This is a genomic window from Falsiroseomonas sp. (assembly GCF_041690465.1).
In the GTDB taxonomy this organism is placed as follows: Bacteria; Pseudomonadota; Alphaproteobacteria; order Acetobacterales; family Acetobacteraceae; genus Falsiroseomonas.
This window is the reverse complement of the sequence record NZ_JAWLHG010000010.1, coordinates 21,461-42,509: the sequence shown is the minus strand read 5'-3', so window position 1 is coordinate 42,509 and position 21,049 is coordinate 21,461. Positions and strand designations below refer to the sequence as shown.

Below are 21,049 nucleotides of genomic sequence, written 5' to 3'. Positions count from 1 at the left end.
TCACCGGCTGTCAGGGGCGGCGCCGCCCGGGCGGAGGGCGGCTGCGAGGCGCAGCCCGATCTGGTCGCCGGCCCGCCGCAGCGCGTCGCGCCGAGCCTCCTCCTCGGTCGCGCCGAGGCCGGTGACCTCGCGACGCTGCACCGCCCCGCCCGGGGCGCCGGGGCCGAGGAGCCGCGCCTCGATCATGGCGTCCACCGACACGAGGGCGGGCCCTCCCGCCGGCGCCGCACGGGGCGCACCGAAGATCGGCGGCGCGATCTCCGCCCGCAGCTCCGCGACGTCCGGCCCGGCGGCGAGGGCAAAGCCTTCCTCCGCGAGCACCCGTCGCGCCTGTGCCGCCAGAGACGGCCCCTCCGGCGTGTCGGGCGCGACGACGAGGATGCGGCCCTGGAAGGCCGGCGCGGCGGCCTGGTCGGGCGCCGGAACCGGCTGCGGCGGCGCGGGGGGCGCGGGCGCCGGCCGGGGCGCAGGCGCGACCCGGCAGAGGTCCAGGCGCATGCCGGCGAGGGAGCGGCAGATCGTCTCGAGATGGGTGAAGGTGAGCGCGACGGCACCGATGGTGGTGGCGAGCAGGGTCAGGCCGGCGGCCAGCCGCGTGACCACGCCGCCGGAGCGTGGCGGTTCCGGCCGGCGCTTCGCGGAAGAAGCCTTCGACTTCAAGGCCGACGTCCCGGATCCCTCGCCGTGCAGGCTAGCCGCGGCGGGGCCCGGCCAGCAACAACGCCGTTGCTCGCGCGACCGGATGCCGGCGGGCACGTTTCCCCGGCGCGGAAACCGCCTACACTCGGCGCCAATGTCCCCCCGCGACGCTGCGAGCACCGATCCCGCCGATCTCCGCCGGCTGTTCTTCCGCGTCTTCCCGGCGGTCGGGCTGGCGATGTTCGGCGCGGCGCTCGACCAGACCATCGTCGCCGCCGCGCTGCCCGCCATCGCGCGCAGCCTGGGCGAGGTGGAGCGGATCTCCTGGGTGGTGGTGGTCTACCTCGTCGCCACCACGGTCGCCGCGCCCGTCTATGGAAGGCTGGGCGACGCCTTCGGGCGGCGGCGCATGCTGCTGGTGGCGCTGGCGATGTACGGGCTGGGCGCGGCGCTCTGCGCGCTGGCGCCGAGCCTCAACCTGCTGGCGCTGGCGCGGATGGTGCAAGGGTTCGGCGGCGGCGGGCTGATCTCGCTCTCCGTGGCGCTGATCGCGGAGGTGGTGCCGCCGCGCGAGCGCGGGCGCTTCCAGGCCTGGATCGCGGCGGTCTTCGCGCTGGCCAGCGGCTTCGGGCCGGTGGCCGGCGGCTTCCTGACGGAATGGCTCGGCTGGCGGGCGGTGTTCCTGCTGCAGCCGCCGCTGGCGCTGCTGGCGGCGTGGCTGGCGGTGCGGCGGCTGGGCGGCGCGGCGCCGGGCGTCTCCAAGGGCTTCGCCTTCGACTGGCCGGGGCTGCTGCTGTTTGCGCTGTTCGTCGCGCCGGCGCTGCTGGCGCTGGATTTCGCGCGCCGGCTGGAGCCGGGGGCGCTGGCGGCGGCGGCGGGGCTGGCGGCGCTGGCGGGGCTCGCGCTGTTCCTGCTGTGGAAGCAGGAGCGCGCGGCGCGGGACCCGCTGCTGCCGCTGGCGGTGCTGGGCAATCCCTCGGTCTGGCGGGCCAACCTGCTCTCGGCGCTGGTGGCGGGCGCCTTCGTCGGCACCATCGCCTTCCTGCCGATCTATTTCGCGGCGGTGCGCGGGCTGAGCCCGGCGGCGAGCGGCGTGGCGCTGCTGCCGCTGGCGGTGACGGCGGCCTTCGGCGCAATGCTGACGGGGCGGCTGCTGTCGCATACCGGGCGGACCATGATCTGGCCGAGCTTCGGCCTGGCCTTCTCCGCGGTGATGCTGGCGGCGGCGGCGGTGTTCGCGGGGCAGCTTTCGGTGGCACAACTGGCGGGGCTGCTGGGACTGGTCTCGTTCGGCTTCGGCACCTCCTTCCCGATGGTGCAGGTGACGGTGCAGGCGGCGGTGGGGCGGGAGCGGCTGGGCTCGGCCACCGCCTCGGTGCAGTTCACCCGCGCGCTGGGCGCTGCGACCGGGACGGCGCTGATGGGGGCGGTGCTGTTCGGCTTCCTGGTGGCGCAGGGCGGCGGGGCGGCGGAGTTGTTCGTCGCCCTGGTCAATCGCGGCCCGTCGGCGCTGGCGGCGCTGTCGGATGTGGCGCAGGCGGAGTTCCGGGCGGGCATGACGAGCGCCTTCCGCGCCGCCTTCCTGACGGCAGCGGGGCTGGTGGCGGTGGCGGCCTGGCTGACCACGCGGGTGCCGCTGCAGCGCATATGACGGAAAAGGTGCCGAGAATGGGGTTCGATCCCGCCGCCGAGGGCTGGCGCCCGCATGAGGACAGGGCGATGCCGCGCGTGATGGAGGCGCTGTGGCGGCGCGAGGAGGAGGCGGGCTGGGCCTATGGCTTCCAGACCGGCGAGGCGCAGGCCAATGGCCGCGGCGTGGTGCATGGCGGCATCCTGGCCACCTACATCGACCACACGATCGGCCGGGTGGCGCGGGAGGCGGCGGGCGACGTGCCGGTGGCGACGATCCAGCTGGACCTGCACTACCTGGCGCCGGCGCGGATCGGCGGCTTCGTGGAATCGCGCGGCCAGGTGGTGCGGCTGACGCGCTCCGTCATCTTCCTGCGCGGCGAGCTGGTCTGCGAGGGGAAGGCGGTGCTGGCGGCCTCCGGCATCTGGAAGATCCTGGGGCGGCCGTGACGTCGCCGGTCAGAGGTTGAACGCCACGCTGCCATTCGCCGCCACGTCGTAGCCGCCCATCCGCGCGGCGCGCCCGGCGAAGGCCGTGCTGCGCGCGAAGCCGAGCAGCGCCTGCATCGCGGCGCCGAAATAGTGCCGGCGCGCCATCACCAGGTCGAAGCGCTCGCGGATCAGCGGCACGAAGTCGAGGCCGCGTGCCGCCGCCTCGGCGCGGATACCGAAGCCGGCATCGGCGCGACCCTCGGCGACCGCGGCGGCGACCTCGTCCTCCGACAGCGCCGGGGCGGGGAGGAAGGCGACCTGCTCGAGGCGGAGGCCGGCCTCGGTCAGCAGATGCAGCAGCAGCACGTGGCTGCCGGCGCGGGGCTGGCGGCCGGCCACCACCACGCCGCCGGCAAGGTCCGCCACGCCGGCCAGCTTGCGGGGATTGCCGGGCGGCAGGATCAGCCCCTGCTCGCGCCAGGCCCAGGTGATGCCGACCACGCCGCGCCCGGCCAGCACCTCGCGCGCCGCCGGCTCGTTGAAGGCGCCGCTGTCGGGGTCGAGCAGATGCGTCGCGGCGGCCAGCGCTTCGCCGGCGGCGATCGCGGCGAGGCCCTCCAGGCTGCCGCCGCTGCGCAGCGCCAGGCCGCAGCCGGATTGGCGCACCGCCCAGTCGAGCAGCGGGTCGTGGCTGCCGGCGAGGATCGGCGGCGGGTCGGGGCGCGCTGCGAGCTCGGCATCGGCCTGCGCGGCCAGCCAGCGCGCGAGGCCCTCGCGCGGGAACAGCCACTTGCCGCCGAGCTGCGCCGCCGGCAGGCGGCGGCCGCGCGCCAGCTCGTAGAGCGAGCGTTCCGAGAGGCGCAGCCAGGCGGCGGCCTCCTTCAGGGTCAGCACATCCGGCATCCTCCGGCAAAATCCGGCAGCTGCCGTGCCGGCGTCAAGCCTGGAGCGGGTTGACGCTGGTGCCTGCCAGCACTCAATTCCGACCCGGACCGGAGGAAATGGGTGCAGGACATCGGCAGCGCCTTCGCGATGGCCCTCGGGCTGGTTGGCGCCGGCGATCCGGTGCTGGGCGAGATCGTGCTGCTCTCGATCCGGGTGAGCCTGACGGCGGTGGCGCTGGCGGCGCTGATCGGGCTGCCGCTCGGCGCGCTGCTGGCGGTGGCGCGCTTCCCGGGCCGGGCCGGCGTGGTGGTGGTGATCAATGCGCTGATGGGGCTGCCGCCGGTGGTGGCGGGGCTGCTGATCTACCTGCTGCTGTCGCGCTCCGGCCCGCTCGGATCGCTCGGCCTGCTGTTCACGCCGACGGCGATGGTGATCGCGCAGGCGGTGCTGATCGCGCCGATCCTGGCCGCGCTGGCGCGCCAGGTGCTGGAAGCGCTGTGGGAGGAATATGCCGAGCAGCTGCGCTCCTTCGGCGCCGGGCCGTGGCGCGCGGTGCCGACGCTGCTGTGGGATGGGCGCTTCGCGCTGCTGACCGTGCTGCTCGCCGGCTTCGGGCGGGCGAGTGCGGAGGTCGGCGCGGTGATGATCGTCGGCGGCAACATCGAGGGATTCACCCGCGTGATGACCACCGCCATCGCGCTGGAGACCAGCAAGGGCGACCTGCCGCTGGCCTTGGCGCTCGGCATGGTGCTGATGGCGGTGGTGGTCACGGTGAACGCGCTGGCGCAGGGGCTGCGCGGCGTCGCGGCAAGGTGGGCGGGCTGATGCGCGCGCCGGACAGCATCCTGCCGCTGCGGGCCGAGGGGCTGGGCTTCGGCGTCGGCGGCCTGCGGATCCTGCAGGCGGTGGACCTCGCGATCGAGGCCGGCGCGCCAACGCTCGTCATCGGGCCGAATGGCGCCGGCAAGAGCACGCTGCTGCGGCTGCTGCACGGGCTGCTCGGGCCGACCGCCGGGCGCATCGCGTGGTCTGGCCCAGCGAGCGATCCGGCGCGGCGGCAGGCGATGGTGTTCCAGCGGCCGGTGCTGCTGCGGCGGTCGGTGCTGGCGAACGTGCTCTATCCCCTGCGCCTGGCGGGGCTCGATCCGGCGGCGCGGGAGGCGCGCGCGGCGGAGGCGCTGGCGCTGGTCGGGCTCACGGAACTTGCTGCGCGGCCGGCGCGCCGGCTTTCGGGCGGGGAGCAGCAGCGCCTGGCGCTGGCCCGCGCGGCGGCGCTGCGGCCGGAGGTGCTGTTCCTCGACGAGCCCTGCGCCAGCCTCGACCCGGCGGCGACGCGGGCGGTGGAGGGCATCGTCGCCGCACTGGCGGCGCGCGGCACCAAGATCGTCATGACCACGCACGACCTCGGCCAGGCGCGCCGGCTGGCCGGCGAGGTGGTGTTCCTCCACCGCGGGCGGGTGCTGGAGCACGCGCCGGCTGACCGCTTCTTCGCCGCCCCCGCCGCGCCGGAGGCCGCCGCCTTCCTGCGCGGCGAGCTGGTGTGGTGAGAGCTTCCGGGAGCCACGCCATGTTCCGGCGCCTGCTGATCGCCGCGGCCATCGGCATCCTCGCCGCCCCCGCGGTGGCGCAGCCGCGCAGCATCACCGTGGCGAGCACCACCAGCACCGAGCAGTCCGGGCTGTTCCGCCACATCCTGCCGCTCTTCACGCGCGAGACCGGGATCGCGGTGCGCGTCGTGGCGCTCGGCACCGGGCAGGCGTTGGATGTGGGCCGGCGTGGGGATGCCGATGTGGTCTTCGTGCATGACCGCGCGGCGGAGCTGCGCTTCGTGGCGGAGGGCCACGGCGTCGAGCGCCGGCACGTGATGTTCAACGACTTCGTCATCCTGGGTCCGGCCGCCGATCCCGCCGGCATCGCCGGCCTGCGCGACGCCGCCGCGGCGCTGCGCCGGATCGCGGAGGCGCGGGCGCCCTTCGTCAGCCGCGGCGACCGCAGCGGCACGCATGCGGCGGAGCTGCGGCTGTGGCGGGCGGCGGGGGTGGATCCGGTGCAGGGCCGCGGCCAGTGGTACCGCGAGGTCGGCCAGGGCATGGGCGCCGCGCTCAACACCGCGGCGGCGCAGGGTGCCTATCTCCTGGCGGATCGCGGCACCTGGCTCGGCTTCCGCAACCGGCAGGAGCTGAAGGTGCTGCTGGAGGGCGATGCGCGGCTGTTCAACCAGTACGGCGCGATGCTGGTGAACCCGCGCCGGCATTCGCATGTTGAGGCGGAAGACGGCCAGCGTTTCGTGGACTGGCTGGTTTCGCCGGCCGGCCAGCAGGCGATCGCCGAATACCGCATCAACGGGGCGCAGCTGTTCTTCCCGAATGCGCGGCAGGCCGAACCGGTCTCCTGACACCCTGCGCGCCGGGGCTGGTTCGCGGTGTGTGGTTGGCGTGCCTGTGATATCGGCGCTCGTGCTCACGGATTGGCGAATGTGCGGGTGCTGTGCAGAATGAGACAGAGACGGGGCGAATGACGTCGGTAACGAGAAACTCGACGGATGGAAGCGTGAGGCACGCACCCCGGGTGTCCGCTTGACACCGGGTGCCGACAGCGAACCCGCTGCTGCATGGCGCGGCGGGAGTCGGCGGATGCGGGCATGACCGCCCCGGCGAACTTTCCCATTGTCGGCATCGGCGCCTCGGCCGGCGGAATCGAGGCGTTGTCGGGATTCTTCCGCGGCCTGCCGGACTCGCTGGGCATGGCCTTCGTGGTGGTGACCCATCTCAGCCCCGACCGCGAGAGCCGGCTGCACGAGGTGCTGGCAAACCTGACCGGCCTGCCGGTGCGCGTGGCGAGCGACGGCCAGAAGGTCGAGCCCGATCATGTGTATGTGCTGCCAGCCGATGCCGTGCTCGGCATCGAGGGCGGGCATCTCCGGCTGCGACGCCCGAATGCGGTGCAGCGCGAGCGCCATCCGATCGACATCTTCTTCGCCGCGCTGGCGCAGGACCAGGGCGAGTCGGCGGCCGGCGTGGTGCTCTCCGGCGGCGACAGCGACGGCACGCTGGGCCTCAAGGCGATCAAGGAACGCGGCGGGCTGACCATGGCGCAGGTGCCCGACGGCCACGGGCCGCAGCACCGGGACATGCCCGACAGCGCGATCTCGGCCGGGGTGGTGGATTTCGCCCTGCCCGCCGAGCAGATGGGCCCGCGGCTGGTCGAATTCGCCCGCGGGCTCGCCGTGCTGGACGGCCTGGCCGACGGCCCCGCCGAGAGCCCGGGGGCGCAGAGCCTGGATGCGGCCCGGCGCGAGATCTACGCCATCCTGCGCAGCCGCGTCGGCCACGACTTCGAAGGCTACAAGCCGAAGACCTTCCTGCGCCGCGTGCACCGCCGCATGCAGGTGCAGCAGCTCGCCACCGTCGAGGCCTATATCGAGCGGCTGCGCCAGGACCCGCAGGAGGCGGGTGCGCTGTTCCGCGACCTGCTGATCGGCGTCACCACCTTCTTCCGCGATGCCGAGGCGTTCGAGGCGCTGGAGAAGCTCGTCATCCCGAAGCTGTTCGAAGGACGCGGCGCCGACGACACGGTGCGCGTCTGGGTGCCCGGCTGCGCCACCGGCGAGGAGGTGTTCACCATCGCCATCCTGCTGCGCGAGCATATGGACGGGCTCGCCGCCGTGCCGCGGGTGCAGATCTTCGCCACCGACATAGATGAGCGCGCGCTGCTGGTGGCGCGTACGGCCCGCTACCCCGCACCCCTGCTCGACAGTGTCTCGCCCGAGCGGCGGGCGCGCTTCTTCGTGGGCGATGGCGGCACCTACGCGGTGGCGAAGGAGGTGCGCGATCTCTGCATCTTCTCGCCGCACAGCGTGATCCGCGATCCGCCCTTCTCCCGCATGGACCTGATCTCCTGCCGGAACCTGCTGATCTATTTCGGGCCGGAGGTGCAGAACCAGGTGCTGCCGCTGTTCCACTACGCGCTACGGCCGGATGGCTTCCTGTTCCTCGGCACGGCGGAGAGTGTCGGCCCCTTCGGCGACCTGTTCACGCCCCTGGACAAGAAGCAGCGCATCTTCCGCCGCCGGCCGGAGAGCGCGGCCGGCATCCGGCTGCCGCTGCACCTGCCGGGACTGTGGTCCGGCCATGCCGCGGTGCAAGGCCCGCGCCGCTCGCCGCTCGGCGGGGCCGCCCTGCGCCAGGCGGTGGAGGCGCAGGTGCTCGACCGCTTCTCGCCGCCCTTCGTGGTGGTGAACCGCGACGGCGATGTCGCCTACTACTCGGCACGCACCGGGAAATACCTGGAGCCGGCGCCCGGCATGCCGAGCCGGCAGATCCTGACCATGGCGCGCAAGGGCCTGCGCCTCGACCTGCGCACCGCGCTCCGCGAGGCGACGGAGACCGGGAGCACGGTGACGCGCGAGGGGGTTGTGATCGAGGGCGAAGACGGTCGCGTGCAGCCGATCACGCTGACAGTCGAGCCGCTGCGCGACGGCGACCGCGCCGACCCGCTGTTCCTGGTGCTGTTCGCCGACGAGGGACCGCCGCTCGACAGCGAGGCGGCGTCGGGCTGCTCCCGGCCGCAGGATGGCGCGGCGCTGCAGCTGGAGCGCGAGCTGCGAGAGACGCGCGACCGGCTCCAATCGGTGATCGAGGAATACGAGACGGCTCTGGAGGAGCTGAAATCCTCCAACGAGGAGCTGGTCTCGGTGAACGAGGAGCTGCAATCCACCAACGAGGAACTGGAAGCCTCGAAGGAGGAGGTCCAGTCGGTCAACGAGGAACTGCACACCGTCAATGCCGAGCTGGCCGGCAAGGTGGAGGCGCTTGACCGCGCCAACGGCGACCTGCTGAACCTGTTCGAGAGCACCGACATAGCGACGGTGTTCCTCGATTCGGACCTGGTGATCCGCAGCTTCACGCCGGCGGTGGCGAAGGTGTTCAACATCCTGCCGAGTGACCGCGGGCGGCCGATCACCGACCTGTCCAGCCGGTTCAGCCTGCCGGAGCTGACCGCCGATGTCGCCGCGGTGCTGGCGAACGGCGCGCCGATCGAGCGGCGCGCCGACGATGTCGAGGGCGGCGCGCGCTACCTGGTGCGGCTGTCGCCCTATCGCGATGGCAACCAGAAGACGAAGGGGGTGGTGGTCACCTTCGTGGATATCACCAACCTGAGCGAGGCCGAGGACCGCCAGCGCGTGCTGGTCGCCGAGTTGCACCACCGCACGCGCAACCTGCTGACCGTGGTGCAGGCCATCGCGGCGCTGACGCTTGGCAAGGGCGGCTCGCTGAAGAGCTTCAACGAGCGGCTCGCCGCGCTCGGCCGTGCGCAGGAACTGGTGAGCCGCGACGGCCGCGACGAGCTGGACCTGGGCGAGGTGGTGCGGCTGGAACTCGCCGCGCATGCCGCGCCGGATGCGGAGCGCGTGGCGCTCTCCGGCCCGCCGGTGCCGCTCGGGCTGGGCCATGTGCAGGCGCTGGCGCTGGCGCTGCACGAGCTTGCCACCAACGCCATGAAATACGGCGCGCTGAAGCAGGAGGGTGGGCATCTCGACGTGCGTTGGCGTCTCGAGCGGGATGCCGCCGGTGAACCCTGCGTGGTGCTGGACTGGCGGGAGACGGGCGTGGAGATGCCGAAGGAGCCGCCGGGCCACGGCTATGGGCGGCAGCTGATCGAGCGGGCGCTGGCCATGGCGCTCGGCACGCGGGCGGAGCTTACGTTCATGCCGGATGGCGTGTTCTGCCGCATTGCGATCCCGCTCGGTGGGCGCCCGCGGAAGACAGCCTAGTGGTCCGCGCCTAACGCTTGGTTCCTATGCCGAAGCCGGAGAGGGGCAGATTGGAGGTGGAAATGGGGGATGATGGTTGGAAGTGGGCGCAAGCAGATGCAGAGGCCGAGGTTGAGCGGAAGCGGCTGGCTCAAGTTGACAGGCAGCGTGAGCGGACAAGGCGGTTGGCTTACCTTGGGCTTTCGGGAAGCGATCCAAGGCCCAATTGTATCCACTGCGGTCAGCCCTTCGATGATTCTCAGTCTAGCGCCGGGGAGTACGGCATCTGCCAACGGTGCGTTGATCGCTAGCGATTTGGTAGCAGCCTCGGCTCGGGTATCAGGCGTCAGATTTCGACCACTAGTCCCCGGCGGCAAGCCGCCGCGCCAGCGCCCGGTGCCGCGCCGCATGGGCGCGCTCGTCGAGCGTCAGCAATCGTCCCTCCCGCACCACCACGCGGCCGCCGATGATGGAAAGCGCGACGCGCCGCGGCGTGCAGAAGACCAGCGCGGCGACCGGATCCTCGCCGGCGCCGGCATGGTCGAGGCCGCCCAGGTCGAAGGCGACCAGGTCGGCGGCCATGCCGGGGGCCAGCGCGCCGATGTCGTCCCGCCCCAGCACGCGGGCGCCGCCGGTCGTCGCGATCTCCAGCGCCTGGCGCGCCGTCATCGCAGCCGGGCCGTCGCCGATTCGCGCCAGCAGCATCGCCTGCCGTGCCTCGGCCAGCAGGTGGCCGGAATCGTTGGAAGCCGAGCCGTCCACGCCGAGCCCGACCGGCACGCCGGCGCGGCGCATCGCGGGGATCGGCGCGATGCCGGATGCGAGCCGCATGTTGGAGCAGGGGCAATGCGCCACGCCGGTGCCGGTGCGCGCGAACAGCGCGATGCCGGCTGCGTCCAGCTTCACGCAATGGGCGTGCCAGACATCCCCGCCGACCCAGCCGAGCGCTTCCGCGTACTCCGCCGGCGTGCAGCGGAAGCGCTCGCGGCTGAAGGCGACGTCCTTGTCGTTCTCGGCGAGATGGGTGTGCAGCCTGAGGCCGCGGCCGCGCGCGAAGGCGGCCGCGTCGCGCATCAGCTCCCGCGTCACCGAGAAGGGCGAGCAGGGCGCGATGCCGATGCGCAGCATGGAGCGCGGCGCGGGATCGTGGAAGCGCGCGACGACACGTTCCATGTCGGCGAGGATCGCGTCCTCCGCCTCCACCAGCTGGTCGGGCGGCAGGCCGCCCTTCGACTGCCCGAGGCTCATCGCGCCGCGGGTTGGGTGGAAGCGGATGCCGATCTCGCGCGCCGCCTCGATGGTGTCGTCCAGGCGGCAGCCATTCGGGAAGAGATAGTGGTGGTCGGCGGCGGTGGTGCAGCCGGAGAGCAGCAGCTCGGCCATCGCGGTCGTGGCCGCGACGCGCAGCGCCTCGGGCGTCAGCCGCGCCCAGACGGGGTAGAGCGCGGCCAGCCAGTCGAACAGCTCGGCATCCTGCGCGGCGGGCAGGGCGCGGGTGAGCGACTGGAACATGTGGTGGTGGGTGTTGACCAGGCCGGGCAGCAGCACATGGCCGGCTAGGTCCAGGCTGTCGGCGGCCGGCGGCGGCGGCTCGTCCGGCCCGCCGAGCGCGGTGATGGTGCCGTCGGCCACATGCACCCAGCCGCCGGCGATCTCGCGCCGCGCGGCATCCATGGTGACGACCACCTCGGCGTTCCTGAGCAGCAGGCCGTCGCGCATGGCGGCCCCCTTGGCATGCGGCGCAGCACGGGGCAAGCGTAGCGCAGCCCCCTGTGCGCTTGGCCGGCGCCGTGGAAGCATGGGGCGAGCGGAGCATGGGGAGGCAGGCGATGCCGGTGCGGAGCGTGGAGCCATGACGGCGAAGGTCGCCCTCGTCACCGGCGCCGGGCGCGGGATCGGGCTGGCCACGACACGCCGTTTCCTGGAAGAGGGGTGGCGCGTCGCGCTGCTCGACATCGATGGCGAATTGCTCGGCCACGCCATGGCGGAGCTCGCCGCGCCGGAGGCGACGCTCGCGCTGCATTGCGACGTGGCTGACGTGGCGGCCGCGCCCGCTTCGGTGCGGCGCGCGGCGGAGCATTTCGGCCGGCTCGATGCGCTGGTGAACAATGCCGGCACGGCGGTGTTCAAGCCGATGCTAGAGACGACGCCGGAGGAATGGGCGCGGACGCTGGCGGTGAACCTGACCGGCCCCTTCCTCTGCACCAATGCCGCGGCGCCGATCATGGCGGAGGGCGGCGGCGGGGCGGTGGTGAACATCACCTCCATCTCCGGCCTGCGCGCTTCCACGCTGCGGGTGGCCTACGGAACCAGCAAGGCGGCGCTGGCGCATCTGACCAAGCAGCAGGCGGTGGAGCTCGGCGCGCTCGGCATAAGGGTGAACGCGGTGGCGCCGGGTCCGGTGGACACCGCGATGGCCAAGGCTGTGCACACGCCGGCGATCCGCAAGGACTATCACGACACCATCCCGCTCAACCGCTACGGGCTGGAGACGGAGCTGGCGGAGACGATCGTCTTCCTCTGCGGCGAGCGCGCCAGCTACATCACCGGCCAGGTGATCGCGGTGGATGGCGGCTTCGAGGCGACGGGGATCGGACTTCCCACTCTGCGCGCGGAAAGGCGGAACCTGTGACGGATACCTTCGACTACGTGATCGTCGGCTCCGGCGCCGCCGGGTCGGTGCTGGCGAACCGGCTGACCGAGGACCCCGGCGTCACGGTCTGCGTGCTGGAAGCGGGGCCGCCGGACCGCCATCCCTTCATCCACATCCCCGCCGGCTTCGTGAAGACGCTGGCCGACCCCTCCGTCACCTGGCAGTTCCGCACCGAGGGCATTCCGAACACCGGCGGGCGGCGCATCGCGACGATCCAGGGGCGCACGCTCGGCGGTTCGTCTTCGGTGAACGGGATGATCTACAACCGCGGCCAGCCCGCCGACCTCGATGCCTGGGCGCAGCGCGGCAACCGCGGCTGGGGCTACGCCGATTGCCTGCCCTACTACCGCCGCAGCGAGAACCGCATCGGCACCTGCGACGAGACGCGCGGGCGCAACGAAGGCGCGATCCCGGTCACCGACATGGACTGGATCAACCCGGTGTCGGAGGCCTTCATCCAGGGCTGCCTCGGCCTCGGGATTCCCCGCGCGCGGGACTACAATTGCGGCGACCAGGCGGGCGTCGGCTATTACCAGCGCACCATCCACAAGGGCCGGCGCGTCTCCGCCGCGCGTGCCTTCCTCAAGCCGGCGATGACGCGGAAGAACCTGGAGGTGCGCACCAATGCGCGCGCCAGCCGCATCCTGTTCGAGGGCAAGCGGGCAGTGGGCGTGCAGTATCTGGCCGCGGCCGGCGCGCCGCTGAAGGAAGTGCGCGCGCGGCGGGAGGTGATCGTCTCGGCGGGCACGGTGAACACGGCGCGGCTGCTGCAGGTCTCGGGCGTCGGGCCGGCGGACCTGCTGGGCAGGCTCGGCGTGCCGGTGGTGCACGAATTGCGTGGCGTGGGATCGAACTTCCGCGACCACTACGCGGCGCGCTTCGTGATGCGCGCAAAGCCGGGCGTGCAGACGCTGAACGAGCTCTCCCGCGGGCTGAAGCTCGGCGGGCAGATCGCGCGCTGGGCAATGCGGCGGCCGAACATCCTGGCGACCACGCCATCCCATGTGCATGTGTTCTGGAAGAGCTTCGAGGGGCTGGACCAGCCGGACCTGCAATGCGTGTTCACGCCGGGCAGCTACGCGGAGGGCAAGGTCTATATCCTCGACGACTATCCCGGCGTGACCGCCGGCGCCTGGCAGCACCGGCCGGAGAGCACGGGATGGGTGCGCGCGCGCAGCGCCAACGTGTTCGAGGATCCCGAGATCAACCCGAACTACCTCTCCGATCCCATGGACGTGCGCGTGCATCTAGGCGGCATGCGGCTGCTGCGGCGGATGCTCGGCGCGCCGGAGCTCGCGCCCTTCCTGGAGAAGGAGACGCTGCCCGGCCCGCAGGCGCAGACCGATGACGAATTGTTGGATTTCTCGAAGCGCAACGGCAGCACGACCTACCACCTGATCGGCACCGCGCGGATGGGCCCGGAGACCGACCCGACCAGCGTGGTGAGCGACCGGCTCCTGGTGCATGGGATGCAGGCGCTGCGCGTGGTGGATGCGTCGATCATGCCGAGCATGCCCTCGGCCAACACCTATGCGACGACGCTGATGATCGCGGAGAAGGCCGCGGACTTCATCCGCGGCCGCGAGGCGGCGGCGGAGGCGGCGTAGCCGCCTTCCTGCGACGGCTACTCGGCGGCCAGCCCGGCCGGCAGGCGGCGCGGCGCGTCGGCGAAGGCGAGATGCACGAGGCGGCCGAGGAACAGCAGGGCGCCGGCGAGCCAGACCATGCCGGCCGCGATGGCGAGGCCCGGTGCCTCGTGGATCACCGCCAGGTACACGCCCGGCGCGAAGGCGAGCGCCGAGCCGGCGGACAGCACGAACTGCACCATCGCCAGCCGCCCGATGGCGAGTTCAGGCCAGGCGCGCAGCGTCAGCCCCATCAGCGCCAGCGAGGTCCAGCCCACCAGGTTGGTGTGCGCATGCACCGGCATCAGCCGATAGTCATGCGCCATGCCCATGCCGATGCCGAGCGTGACGCCGGCCACCAGACAGGTGGCGGCGGTGATCAGGAACAGGACGGGAAGACGGGACATGACGGTTTCCTCCGGATCGTCGGTGCCCGCTGTTTCGCGCCCCTTTGTTTCAGGATGATGCCGGAGGCACAGGAATCGGGTTGCGTGCGTGACAGGCCTGGTGTCACGCACGAAACACTCAACCCAGCATCTGCCCGCCATCGACGATGATGGTCTGCCCGGTCACCCAGCGCGCCGCCGGACTGGCGAGGAACATCACCACCTCCGCCACCTCCTCCGGCGTGCCGAGCCGGCCGAAGGGGATGGAGCCGAGGATGCGGTTGTAGAGCGCCGGGTCGCCGGTCCGCCGCGCTTCCCAGCTGCCGCCGGGGAACTCGATGGAGCCGGGCGCGACCGCGTTCACGCGCACGCCGTGCTCGGCGAAGGCGGCGGCCTGGCTCGAGGTGTAGTTCACCAGCAGCGCCTTCACCGCCGCATAGGCCGGCGTGCGGCGCGAGGGGCGGAAGCCGGAGATCGAGGTGACGTTGACGATGCAGCCCTTCGCCGCGCGCAGATGCGGCGCCGCGGCGCGGCTGGCGCGCACGGTCGCCATCACGTCCACGTTGAGGCCCTTCGCCCAATCCTCCTCCGTATCCTGGCTGCCGAAGCCGCTGGCATTGTTCACCAGCACGTCCACGCCGCCGAGTGCTGCGGCCGCGCCTTCGACCCAGGCGGCGACGGCCTCGGCCTTGGACAGGTCCGCGGCCATCGCATGCGCCTTCACGCCGAGGGCGGCGATCTCGGCGCGCGTCGCCTCCAGCGCCTCGGCGCCGCGGGCGCAGATCGAAACGGCAGCGCCCTGCCGCGCGAAGCAGAGCGCGACGGAGCGCCCGATTCCCTTGCTGCCGCCCGCCACCAGCACGCGCTTGCCTGCGAAATCGCCCATCTGCATTCCTCCGTTGCCGCGCCCATGGGAGAACCCTGTCCGCGCCCTGGCAAGCCGGGCAGGGTGACGCCCCGGTAAGCGCGGTGCATAACCGCGCCAAGGTGATCGGGAGGGCAATCGATGCCGGATGGAGCTCGCGCAGGTGTGGCGGAGACGGTGGCGGAGGCGCTGCTGGCGGAATTCGCGCGGCGCGGCACGAAGCGCATCTGGGGGGTGCCCGGCGGCGGCAGCTCGCTCGACCTGCTGAACGGCATGGGGCGCCACGGTCTGCGCTTCGTGCTGGCGAAGCATGAGGGCGCGGCCGTGATGGGCGCGCTGGCGGAAGCCGAGCTCACCGGCGCACCGGGCGTGGTGCTGACGACCAAGGGGCCTGGCCTGGCGAATGCGCTGAACGGGATGGCCTGCGCCAGCCTGGAACGCGCCCCGGTGGTGCTGGTCTCGGACGGCTTCACGCAGAAGCAGCTCGGCTATGTCACGCATCAGGTGTTCGACCAGCGCGCGGCGAGCGCGCCCTACGTCGTCGGCTATGCGCGCGGGGAGGGCACCGCGCCTGCGGCGGGGATCGCGGCGCTGCTCGACCTGGCGCAGAGCGAGCGGCGGCCGGTGCATCTGGACCTGACCGGCGAGGCAGCGCGGCGGGCGCCCGGCAGCGCCACGCCGCGCCGGCTGGCGGAGGATGTGCCGCCCGATATCGGCCATGGCGCGGCGCATCTTGCGCGATCGCGGCGGCCGGTGCTGGTGGTGGGGCTTGAAGCGGCCGAGTCAGGCGCCGCGGCAGCGATCCGGGAATTGGCGGAGGTGCTGCAGGCGCCGGTGCTGGTCACCTACAAGGCGAAGGGCGTGCTGCCGGATGCGCATCCGCTGCATGCCGGCATCTTCACCGGCGGCACGCTGGAAGCGCCCTGCGTCAATGCGGCGGACCTTGTCCTGACCATCGGGCTCGATCCCGTGGAGCTGATCCTGCAGCCCTGGCGCTATGCGGCGCCGGTGGTGGATGTCGCGCTACGGCCGCATCCCGTGCGCTACGTGGAGCCGGCGGCGACGATGCACGGCCCGATCGCCGGCTCGCTGAAGCGGCTGGTCCGCGCCGCGCGCGCCTCCGACTGGCCGGCGCCGGAGATCGCGCGCTACCGCGCCGATGCGCTGGCCGCGATGGCGTGGGCAGGGGAGGGCGGCGTCGCGCCGCCCGATATCGTGCGGCTGGCGCAGGCGGCCGCGCGCTCCGCCGGGCGCGCGCCGCGCGTGACGGTGGATGCCGGCGCGCACATGTTCTCCGCCACCGCGTTCTGGGACTGCGAGGCGCCGCGCGACCTGCTGATCTCGAACGGCCTCGCCTCGATGGGCTTCGCGCTGCCGGCAGGCATCGCCGCGGCGCTGCACGACCCGGCGCGCGGCGCGATCGCCTTCACCGGCGATGGCGGGCTGATGATGGTGGCGGGCGAACTTGCGACGGCCGCGGATACCGGCGCGAGGCTGGTGACGGTGGTGTTCAACGACGCGGCGCTGTCGCTGATCGACATCAAGCAGCAGAGTCGCCAGCTGCCGCCGGCCGGCGTGCGCTGGGCGCGGCCCGACTTCGCCAGGGTTGCGGAAGGCTTCGGCGTGAAGGGCTTCGTGGCGACCGATGCCGCGGAGTACCGCGCGGCACTGGACGCGGCGCTGGCAGTGGAGGGGCCCTCGCTGATCGACGTGCATGTGGACCCCGCCGGCTACCCGGCGCAGCTGCAGGCGATGCGCGGATGATCGCCTCCGATGGTCGCAGGGCGCAGGCCCTGAAGGGGCCGAGCACCGGAGAGCTGAATCGGAGGCGCACATGATCCCCGCGCTCCGGCTGGGCACCGCCTGGGCGCGCCTGTGTGGGCTGATGGACGAGGCGGCGGAGACCTTCGTCCGCACCTCCTTCTCCTCCGTCGTGCGCGACAACTGGGACATGGCGGTCGGGCTGATGGACAGCGCCGGGCGGCAGGTGGCGCAATCCTCGCGTTCCGTGCCGAGCTTCGTCGGCACCATGCCGCGCACGCTCGCGGTGATGCTGCGGCGCTATCCGCCGCACACGCTTGCGCCCGGCGACGTGCTGATCAGCAATGACGGCTATCACGGCACGGGGCACCTCAACGACATCACCATGATCAAGCCGCTGTTCCGCCCAGGGGAGGGGAATGGCCGGATCGCCGCCTGGATCGGCAGCACCTTCCACTGCACCGACATCGGCGGCGCGCCTTCCGTGGAGGCGCGCGATGCCTGGGAGGAAGGGCTGACCATCCCGGTCGCGAAGATCCTGCGGCGCGGCGAGGAGAACGAGGATGTCGTCGGCTTCCTCGAAGCCAATCTCCGCCAGCCCGACGAGGCGCTGGGCGACATCCGCGCGCAGTTCGCCATGTACGACCAGGCCGAGCCGCGGCTGTTCCGCATCCTGGAGGAGGAAGGCATCGCGGAGCTCGACGCGCTGGCCGCCGAGATCTTCGCGCGCTCCGAACGCGCGATGCGCAGCGCCATCGCCGCCGTGCCGGATGGCGAGGTGACGGACGAGGTGACGGCGGACGGCTTCGAGCATCCCGTCACCATCCGCCTGCGTGTCGCGATCAGGGGCGAGGACATCACGCTGGATTTTCGCGGCACCGATCCGCAGATCGCCCGGCCGGTCAACTCGCCGCTGAACTTCAGCCGCGCCTATTCGCACTACGCGGTGAAATGCGCCTTCGACCCGCAGACGCCGAACAACGACGGCAGCTTCCGCCCGATCACGCTGATCGCGCCGGAAGGCAGCATCGTGAATCCGCGCCGGCCAGCGCCGGTCTGGGGGCGCCACCTGACCGGGCACTACCTGCCGATGCTGGTGCTGGCTGCGCTCGGCAAGCTGATCCCGGAGCGGGTGATCGCGGAATCCGGCGGCCCGCTGTGGAACGTGTATTTCACCGGCGAGCAGCCGGATGGCCGCCGTTTCGTGCGCATGTTCTTCATGAATGGCGGCCACGGTGCCGCGGCCTCCCATGACGGGCCCTCCTGCCTCTCCTTCCCCTCGAACGTCGCGACGCAGCCGGTGGAGCAATTCGAGAACGCGGCGCCGATGCTGATCACCGAGAAGGCGCTGATCCCCGGCAGCGGTGGCGATGGCGAACGGCGCGGCGGCCTCGGCCAGCGCATCGGATTCCAGGTGGTGGGCGCGAAGCCGGTGATCGCGACCTATCGCCACGAGCGCGTGCAGCATCCGCCGCGCGGGCTGCTCGGCGGCGGCGCGGGGCGCGGCGGGCGCGACCTGGTGAACGGGACTCAGGTGGCGGCGAAGGCGCGCATCGTGCTTGCCCCGGGCGACACCATCACCTTCGAGACGCCGGGCGGCGGCGGCTTCGGCGATCCGGCGCGGCGCAGCGCCGAGGATCGCGCGCGGGATGCGGCGGAGGGCTACACGGCGTGAGCGCTCCCTACCGCATCGGCGTGGATATCGGCGGCACCTTCACCGACCTCGTGATGCTCGACACGCGCGACGGGCGGCTGTTCAACGGCAAGGTGCTGACCACGCCGCATGCGCCGGAACAGGCGGTGCTGGAGGGTATCTCCGGCCTGCTGGCGCGGCACGGCGTCCGTCCGGATCAGGTGCGCCACGTCATCCATGGCACCACGCTGGTCGCCAATGCGCTGATCGAGCGCCGCGGCGTGCCGACCGGCTTCCTGACGACGCAGGGCTTCCGCGACGTGCAGGAGATCGGCACGGAGATGCGGCACGACACCTACGACCTGTTCATGCGCCGCCCCGATCCGCTGGTGCCGCGCCGGCTGCGCCTGGAGGTGCCGGAACGGCTGATGCCGGATGGCAGCGTGAAGACGCCGCTCGACGAGAATGCCGCGCGCGCCGCCATCCGCGCGCTGCGCGAGGCCGGCGTGCAGGCGCTGGCGGTCTGCCTGCTGCACGCCTTCGTCAATCCCGCGCATGAGCGCCGCATCGCCGAGCTCGTCGCGGAGGAAGCGCCGGAACTGGCCGTGTGCCTCTCCGGCGAGCTGGTGCCGGAGATCGGCGAATACGAGCGCGGCTCCACCACCATCGCCAATGCCTATGTGCTGCCGGTCTTCGCGCGCTACCTGGCGCGGCTGGACGAAGGGCTGCGCGCGGCGGGCGTGACCGGGCCGCTGTTCCTGATGCTGTCGGATGGCGGCACCGTCGCGCGCGACGTGGCGGCGCGGCACCCGATCCGCCTGGTGCAGTCCGGCCCCGCCGGCGGCGTGCAGGCGACGCGCGTGTATGGCGAGGCCGCCGGCGCGCCGGACATCCTCTGCTTCGACATGGGCGGCACCACCGCGAAGGCCGCGCTGATCGATGGCGGCCAGCCGCAGCGCAGCCTGGATTTCGAGGTTTCCCGCGTCGATCGCTTCCGCAAGGGCAGCGGCCTGCCGCTGAAGGTGCCGGTGGTCGAGATGATCGAGATCGGCGCCGGCGGCGGCTCCATCGCGCGCGTGGATGCGCTCGGGCTGGTGCGCGTCGGGCCGGACAGCGCGAGCAGCGATCCGGGGCCAGCCTGCTACGGCCTGGGCGGGCGCGAGCCGACGGTGACGGATTGCGACCTGCTGCTGGGCTACCTGGCGGCGGACAGCTTCCTCGGCGGCGAGATGCGGCTCGACGTTGCGGCCGCCGAGGCGGCGGTGGGCGAACGTCTGGGCGCGCCGCTCGGCCTCTCGGCGGTGGAGGCGGCCTGGGCGGTGCACGAGACGGTCAACACCTCCATGGCGCAGGCGGCTGCGATCCATGCGCTGGAGAAGGCGCGGCGGATCGAGGGCTACACGCTGGTGCCGATCGGCGGTGCGGGCCCGGTGCATGCCGTGGAGGTGGCGCGCAAGCTCGGCATCGGGCGGCTGGTGGTGCCGGCCGGCGCGGGTGTGGCCTCGGCCTTCGGCTTCCTCGCCGCGCCGATCAGCTTCGCGCTGCTGCGCGGCCAGGTGGCGCCGCTGGCGACGCTCGACCTCGATGCGCTGCGCACGATGCTGGACGGGATGACGGCGGAAGGCCGCGCGCTGGTCGCCGAGGCCGGCGTGGAGGCCGCGGAGACGACGATCCGCGCCGCGATGCGCTATGCCGGCCAGGGCTACCAGGTGGAGGCCACGATCGCTGCGCTGGACCGCGACGCCATGCGTGCCGCCTTCGAAGCCGAGTACCGCCGCCTCTACGGGCGCATCGAGGCGGGGCTGCCGGTGGAATGCGTCGGCTGGCGCGTAACCGTCAGCGGGCCGACGCCGACGATCGACCTCGCCGCCATGCCTTCCACCACGGGGATCGCACGGAAGGGAAGCCGGCCCGCCTGGTTCGGCGGTCGCTTCATCGAGGCGGCGCTGTACGACCGCGCCGCCCTCGCACCCGGCGAGAGGATCGCAGGGCCAGCGATGGTCGAGGAGCGCGAGAGCACGCTGGTGCTCCCGCCCGGCGCCCGCGCAAGCTGCGACGCCGCGCGGAACCTGCTGGTGGAGGTCGGGTAGCGCCTCTGCCCCGCTACAGCGTCCTGATCTCGACCTTGCGGAAGCGCACGACGCCGCGGTCATTCGGCACGCCGGCCGCGTCACGCAGGCCCGCACCGTGCTGCAGGGCGATGGGACCGGAGGCGAACCTGCCGTCCTGCGCCGCATCCACCGTCTTCTGCCCGTTCAGCAGCACGGTGAAGCGGTCGCCGCGCGCGGTGATGTCGTATTCGTTCCAGCGCCCGCCGGCCTTCGGCATGGGATCCACCGCCGCGACGTCCACGATGGCGCCGGTTCCGTATTTCGGCTCCGGCCGCTCGTCCCAGATGTTCACCTCGTAGGCGTTCGAGGAGTTGATCGAGGACGGATCGCTGACCCGGATGAAGATTCCGCTGTTGGTGCTGGTCTCGACCCAGAACTCGAGGCGAAGCTGGAAATCGCCATAGGATTGCGCCGACACCAGCATGCCGTTGCCCCGGTCGGCGACCATCATGCCGTTCTCGACCCGCCAATTGGCGTCGCCGATGCGGTTCCAGCCTTCGAGATCCCGCCCGTTGAACAGGCTGGTCCATCCGCCGCCCTGCCCGAAGGCCCCGCGCCAGTGTCCCAGGCCGGCCGAGGCGGCCAGCAGCGACAAGCCCATGTTGAGCGATCGACGATTCATCCCGGTTTCCTCCTGGCGCCTGCATGCAGGCGTGCGGCTCCGTCATTCGCGAAGCG

Annotated in this window: 17 protein-coding genes; 11 read left to right on the top strand and 6 right to left on the bottom strand. The window is 72.4% G+C overall.

Annotated elements, in window-relative coordinates; genetic code table 11:
* Entirely contained in the window at positions 1 to 660 is a 660-nt protein-coding gene (locus ACESM1_RS12235) for a hypothetical protein (protein ID WP_372620421.1), read from the bottom strand.
* Between the two features lie 133 nt (positions 661 to 793).
* Here ACESM1_RS12235 and ACESM1_RS12230 point away from each other — a divergent pair, with 133 nt between their 5' ends.
* Positions 794 to 2,290 carry an MFS transporter gene (locus ACESM1_RS12230; protein ID WP_372620419.1) on the top strand — a complete coding sequence of 499 codons (1,497 nt, stop codon included), beginning with the start codon at positions 794 to 796 and terminating at the stop codon, positions 2,288 to 2,290.
* A 17-nt stretch (positions 2,291 to 2,307) separates the two neighbouring features.
* Positions 2,308 to 2,718 (top strand): PaaI family thioesterase, encoded by a 411-nt coding sequence (locus ACESM1_RS12225; protein ID WP_372620418.1) that lies wholly within the window; start codon positions 2,308 to 2,310, stop codon positions 2,716 to 2,718.
* A 9-nt stretch (positions 2,719 to 2,727) separates the two neighbouring features.
* Here the strand turns inward: ACESM1_RS12225 and ACESM1_RS12220 are convergent, their stop codons facing one another.
* Positions 2,728 to 3,594, bottom strand: a complete 867-nt coding sequence (locus ACESM1_RS12220; RefSeq protein WP_372620416.1) for a substrate-binding domain-containing protein — start codon at positions 3,592 to 3,594, stop codon at positions 2,728 to 2,730.
* Positions 3,595 to 3,705: 111 nt separating this feature from the next.
* Between ACESM1_RS12220 and ACESM1_RS12215 the strand changes: the two genes are divergently transcribed.
* The 4 genes from ACESM1_RS12215 (at position 3,706) to ACESM1_RS12200 (ending at position 9,358) form a co-directional block, all read left to right on the top strand.
* Entirely contained in the window at positions 3,706 to 4,410 is a 705-nt protein-coding gene (locus tag ACESM1_RS12215) for an ABC transporter permease (RefSeq protein WP_372620414.1), read from the top strand.
* Entirely contained in the window at positions 4,410 to 5,132 is a 723-nt protein-coding gene (locus ACESM1_RS12210) for an ATP-binding cassette domain-containing protein (protein WP_372620413.1), read from the top strand. Before ACESM1_RS12215 ends, ACESM1_RS12210 begins: the two co-directional genes overlap by 1 nt.
* Before the next feature lie 20 nt (positions 5,133 to 5,152).
* Complete coding sequence (locus tag ACESM1_RS12205; RefSeq protein ID WP_372620412.1) at positions 5,153 to 5,980, top strand: substrate-binding domain-containing protein; 828 nt, start codon at positions 5,153 to 5,155, stop codon at positions 5,978 to 5,980.
* A gap of 246 nt (positions 5,981 to 6,226) precedes the next feature.
* The gene (locus ACESM1_RS12200) at positions 6,227 to 9,358 is read left to right on the top strand and encodes a chemotaxis protein CheB (protein ID WP_372620410.1); all 3,132 of its coding nucleotides are present in this window, start codon (positions 6,227 to 6,229) and stop codon (positions 9,356 to 9,358) included.
* A gap of 339 nt (positions 9,359 to 9,697) precedes the next feature.
* Here ACESM1_RS12200 and ACESM1_RS12195 read toward each other — a convergent pair whose 3' ends face one another.
* A complete protein-coding gene (locus ACESM1_RS12195) occupies positions 9,698 to 11,056 on the bottom strand; it encodes an 8-oxoguanine deaminase (protein WP_372620408.1) in 1,359 nt (452 codons plus the stop codon).
* A gap of 133 nt (positions 11,057 to 11,189) precedes the next feature.
* On the opposite strand from ACESM1_RS12195, the gene ACESM1_RS12190 reads away from it, so the two are divergent.
* Entirely contained in the window at positions 11,190 to 11,969 is a 780-nt protein-coding gene (locus ACESM1_RS12190; RefSeq protein ID WP_372620407.1) for an SDR family NAD(P)-dependent oxidoreductase, read from the top strand.
* Complete coding sequence (locus ACESM1_RS12185; protein ID WP_372620406.1) at positions 11,966 to 13,597, top strand: GMC family oxidoreductase; 1,632 nt, start codon at positions 11,966 to 11,968, stop codon at positions 13,595 to 13,597. The genes ACESM1_RS12190 and ACESM1_RS12185 overlap by 4 nt, the downstream gene beginning before the upstream one ends.
* Before the next feature lie 17 nt (positions 13,598 to 13,614).
* On the opposite strand, the gene ACESM1_RS12180 is transcribed toward ACESM1_RS12185, so the two are convergent.
* The gene (locus ACESM1_RS12180; protein ID WP_372620404.1) at positions 13,615 to 14,022 is read right to left on the bottom strand and encodes a hypothetical protein; all 408 of its coding nucleotides are present in this window, start codon (positions 14,020 to 14,022) and stop codon (positions 13,615 to 13,617) included.
* 118 nt (positions 14,023 to 14,140) lie between these two features.
* On the bottom strand, positions 14,141 to 14,887 hold the full coding sequence (locus tag ACESM1_RS12175) for an SDR family NAD(P)-dependent oxidoreductase (RefSeq protein WP_372620402.1): 747 nt from the start codon (positions 14,885 to 14,887) through the stop codon (positions 14,141 to 14,143).
* A 120-nt stretch (positions 14,888 to 15,007) separates the two neighbouring features.
* Between ACESM1_RS12175 and ACESM1_RS12170 the strand changes: the two genes are divergently transcribed.
* The 3 genes from ACESM1_RS12170 (at position 15,008) to ACESM1_RS12160 (ending at position 20,350) form a co-directional block, all read left to right on the top strand.
* Complete coding sequence (locus ACESM1_RS12170; protein ID WP_372620401.1) at positions 15,008 to 16,630, top strand: thiamine pyrophosphate-binding protein; 1,623 nt, start codon at positions 15,008 to 15,010, stop codon at positions 16,628 to 16,630.
* A gap of 70 nt (positions 16,631 to 16,700) precedes the next feature.
* Complete coding sequence (locus ACESM1_RS12165) at positions 16,701 to 18,302, top strand: hydantoinase B/oxoprolinase family protein (protein ID WP_372620399.1); 1,602 nt, start codon at positions 16,701 to 16,703, stop codon at positions 18,300 to 18,302.
* Positions 18,299 to 20,350, top strand: coding sequence for a hydantoinase/oxoprolinase family protein (locus ACESM1_RS12160; RefSeq protein ID WP_372620397.1), 2,052 nt, complete (start codon positions 18,299 to 18,301; stop codon positions 20,348 to 20,350). The genes ACESM1_RS12165 and ACESM1_RS12160 overlap by 4 nt, the downstream gene beginning before the upstream one ends.
* Before the next feature lie 13 nt (positions 20,351 to 20,363).
* On the opposite strand, the gene ACESM1_RS12155 is transcribed toward ACESM1_RS12160, so the two are convergent.
* On the bottom strand, positions 20,364 to 20,993 hold the full coding sequence (locus ACESM1_RS12155; RefSeq protein WP_372620396.1) for a DUF1080 domain-containing protein: 630 nt from the start codon (positions 20,991 to 20,993) through the stop codon (positions 20,364 to 20,366).
* Between the last annotated feature and the right edge of the window lie 56 nt (positions 20,994 to 21,049).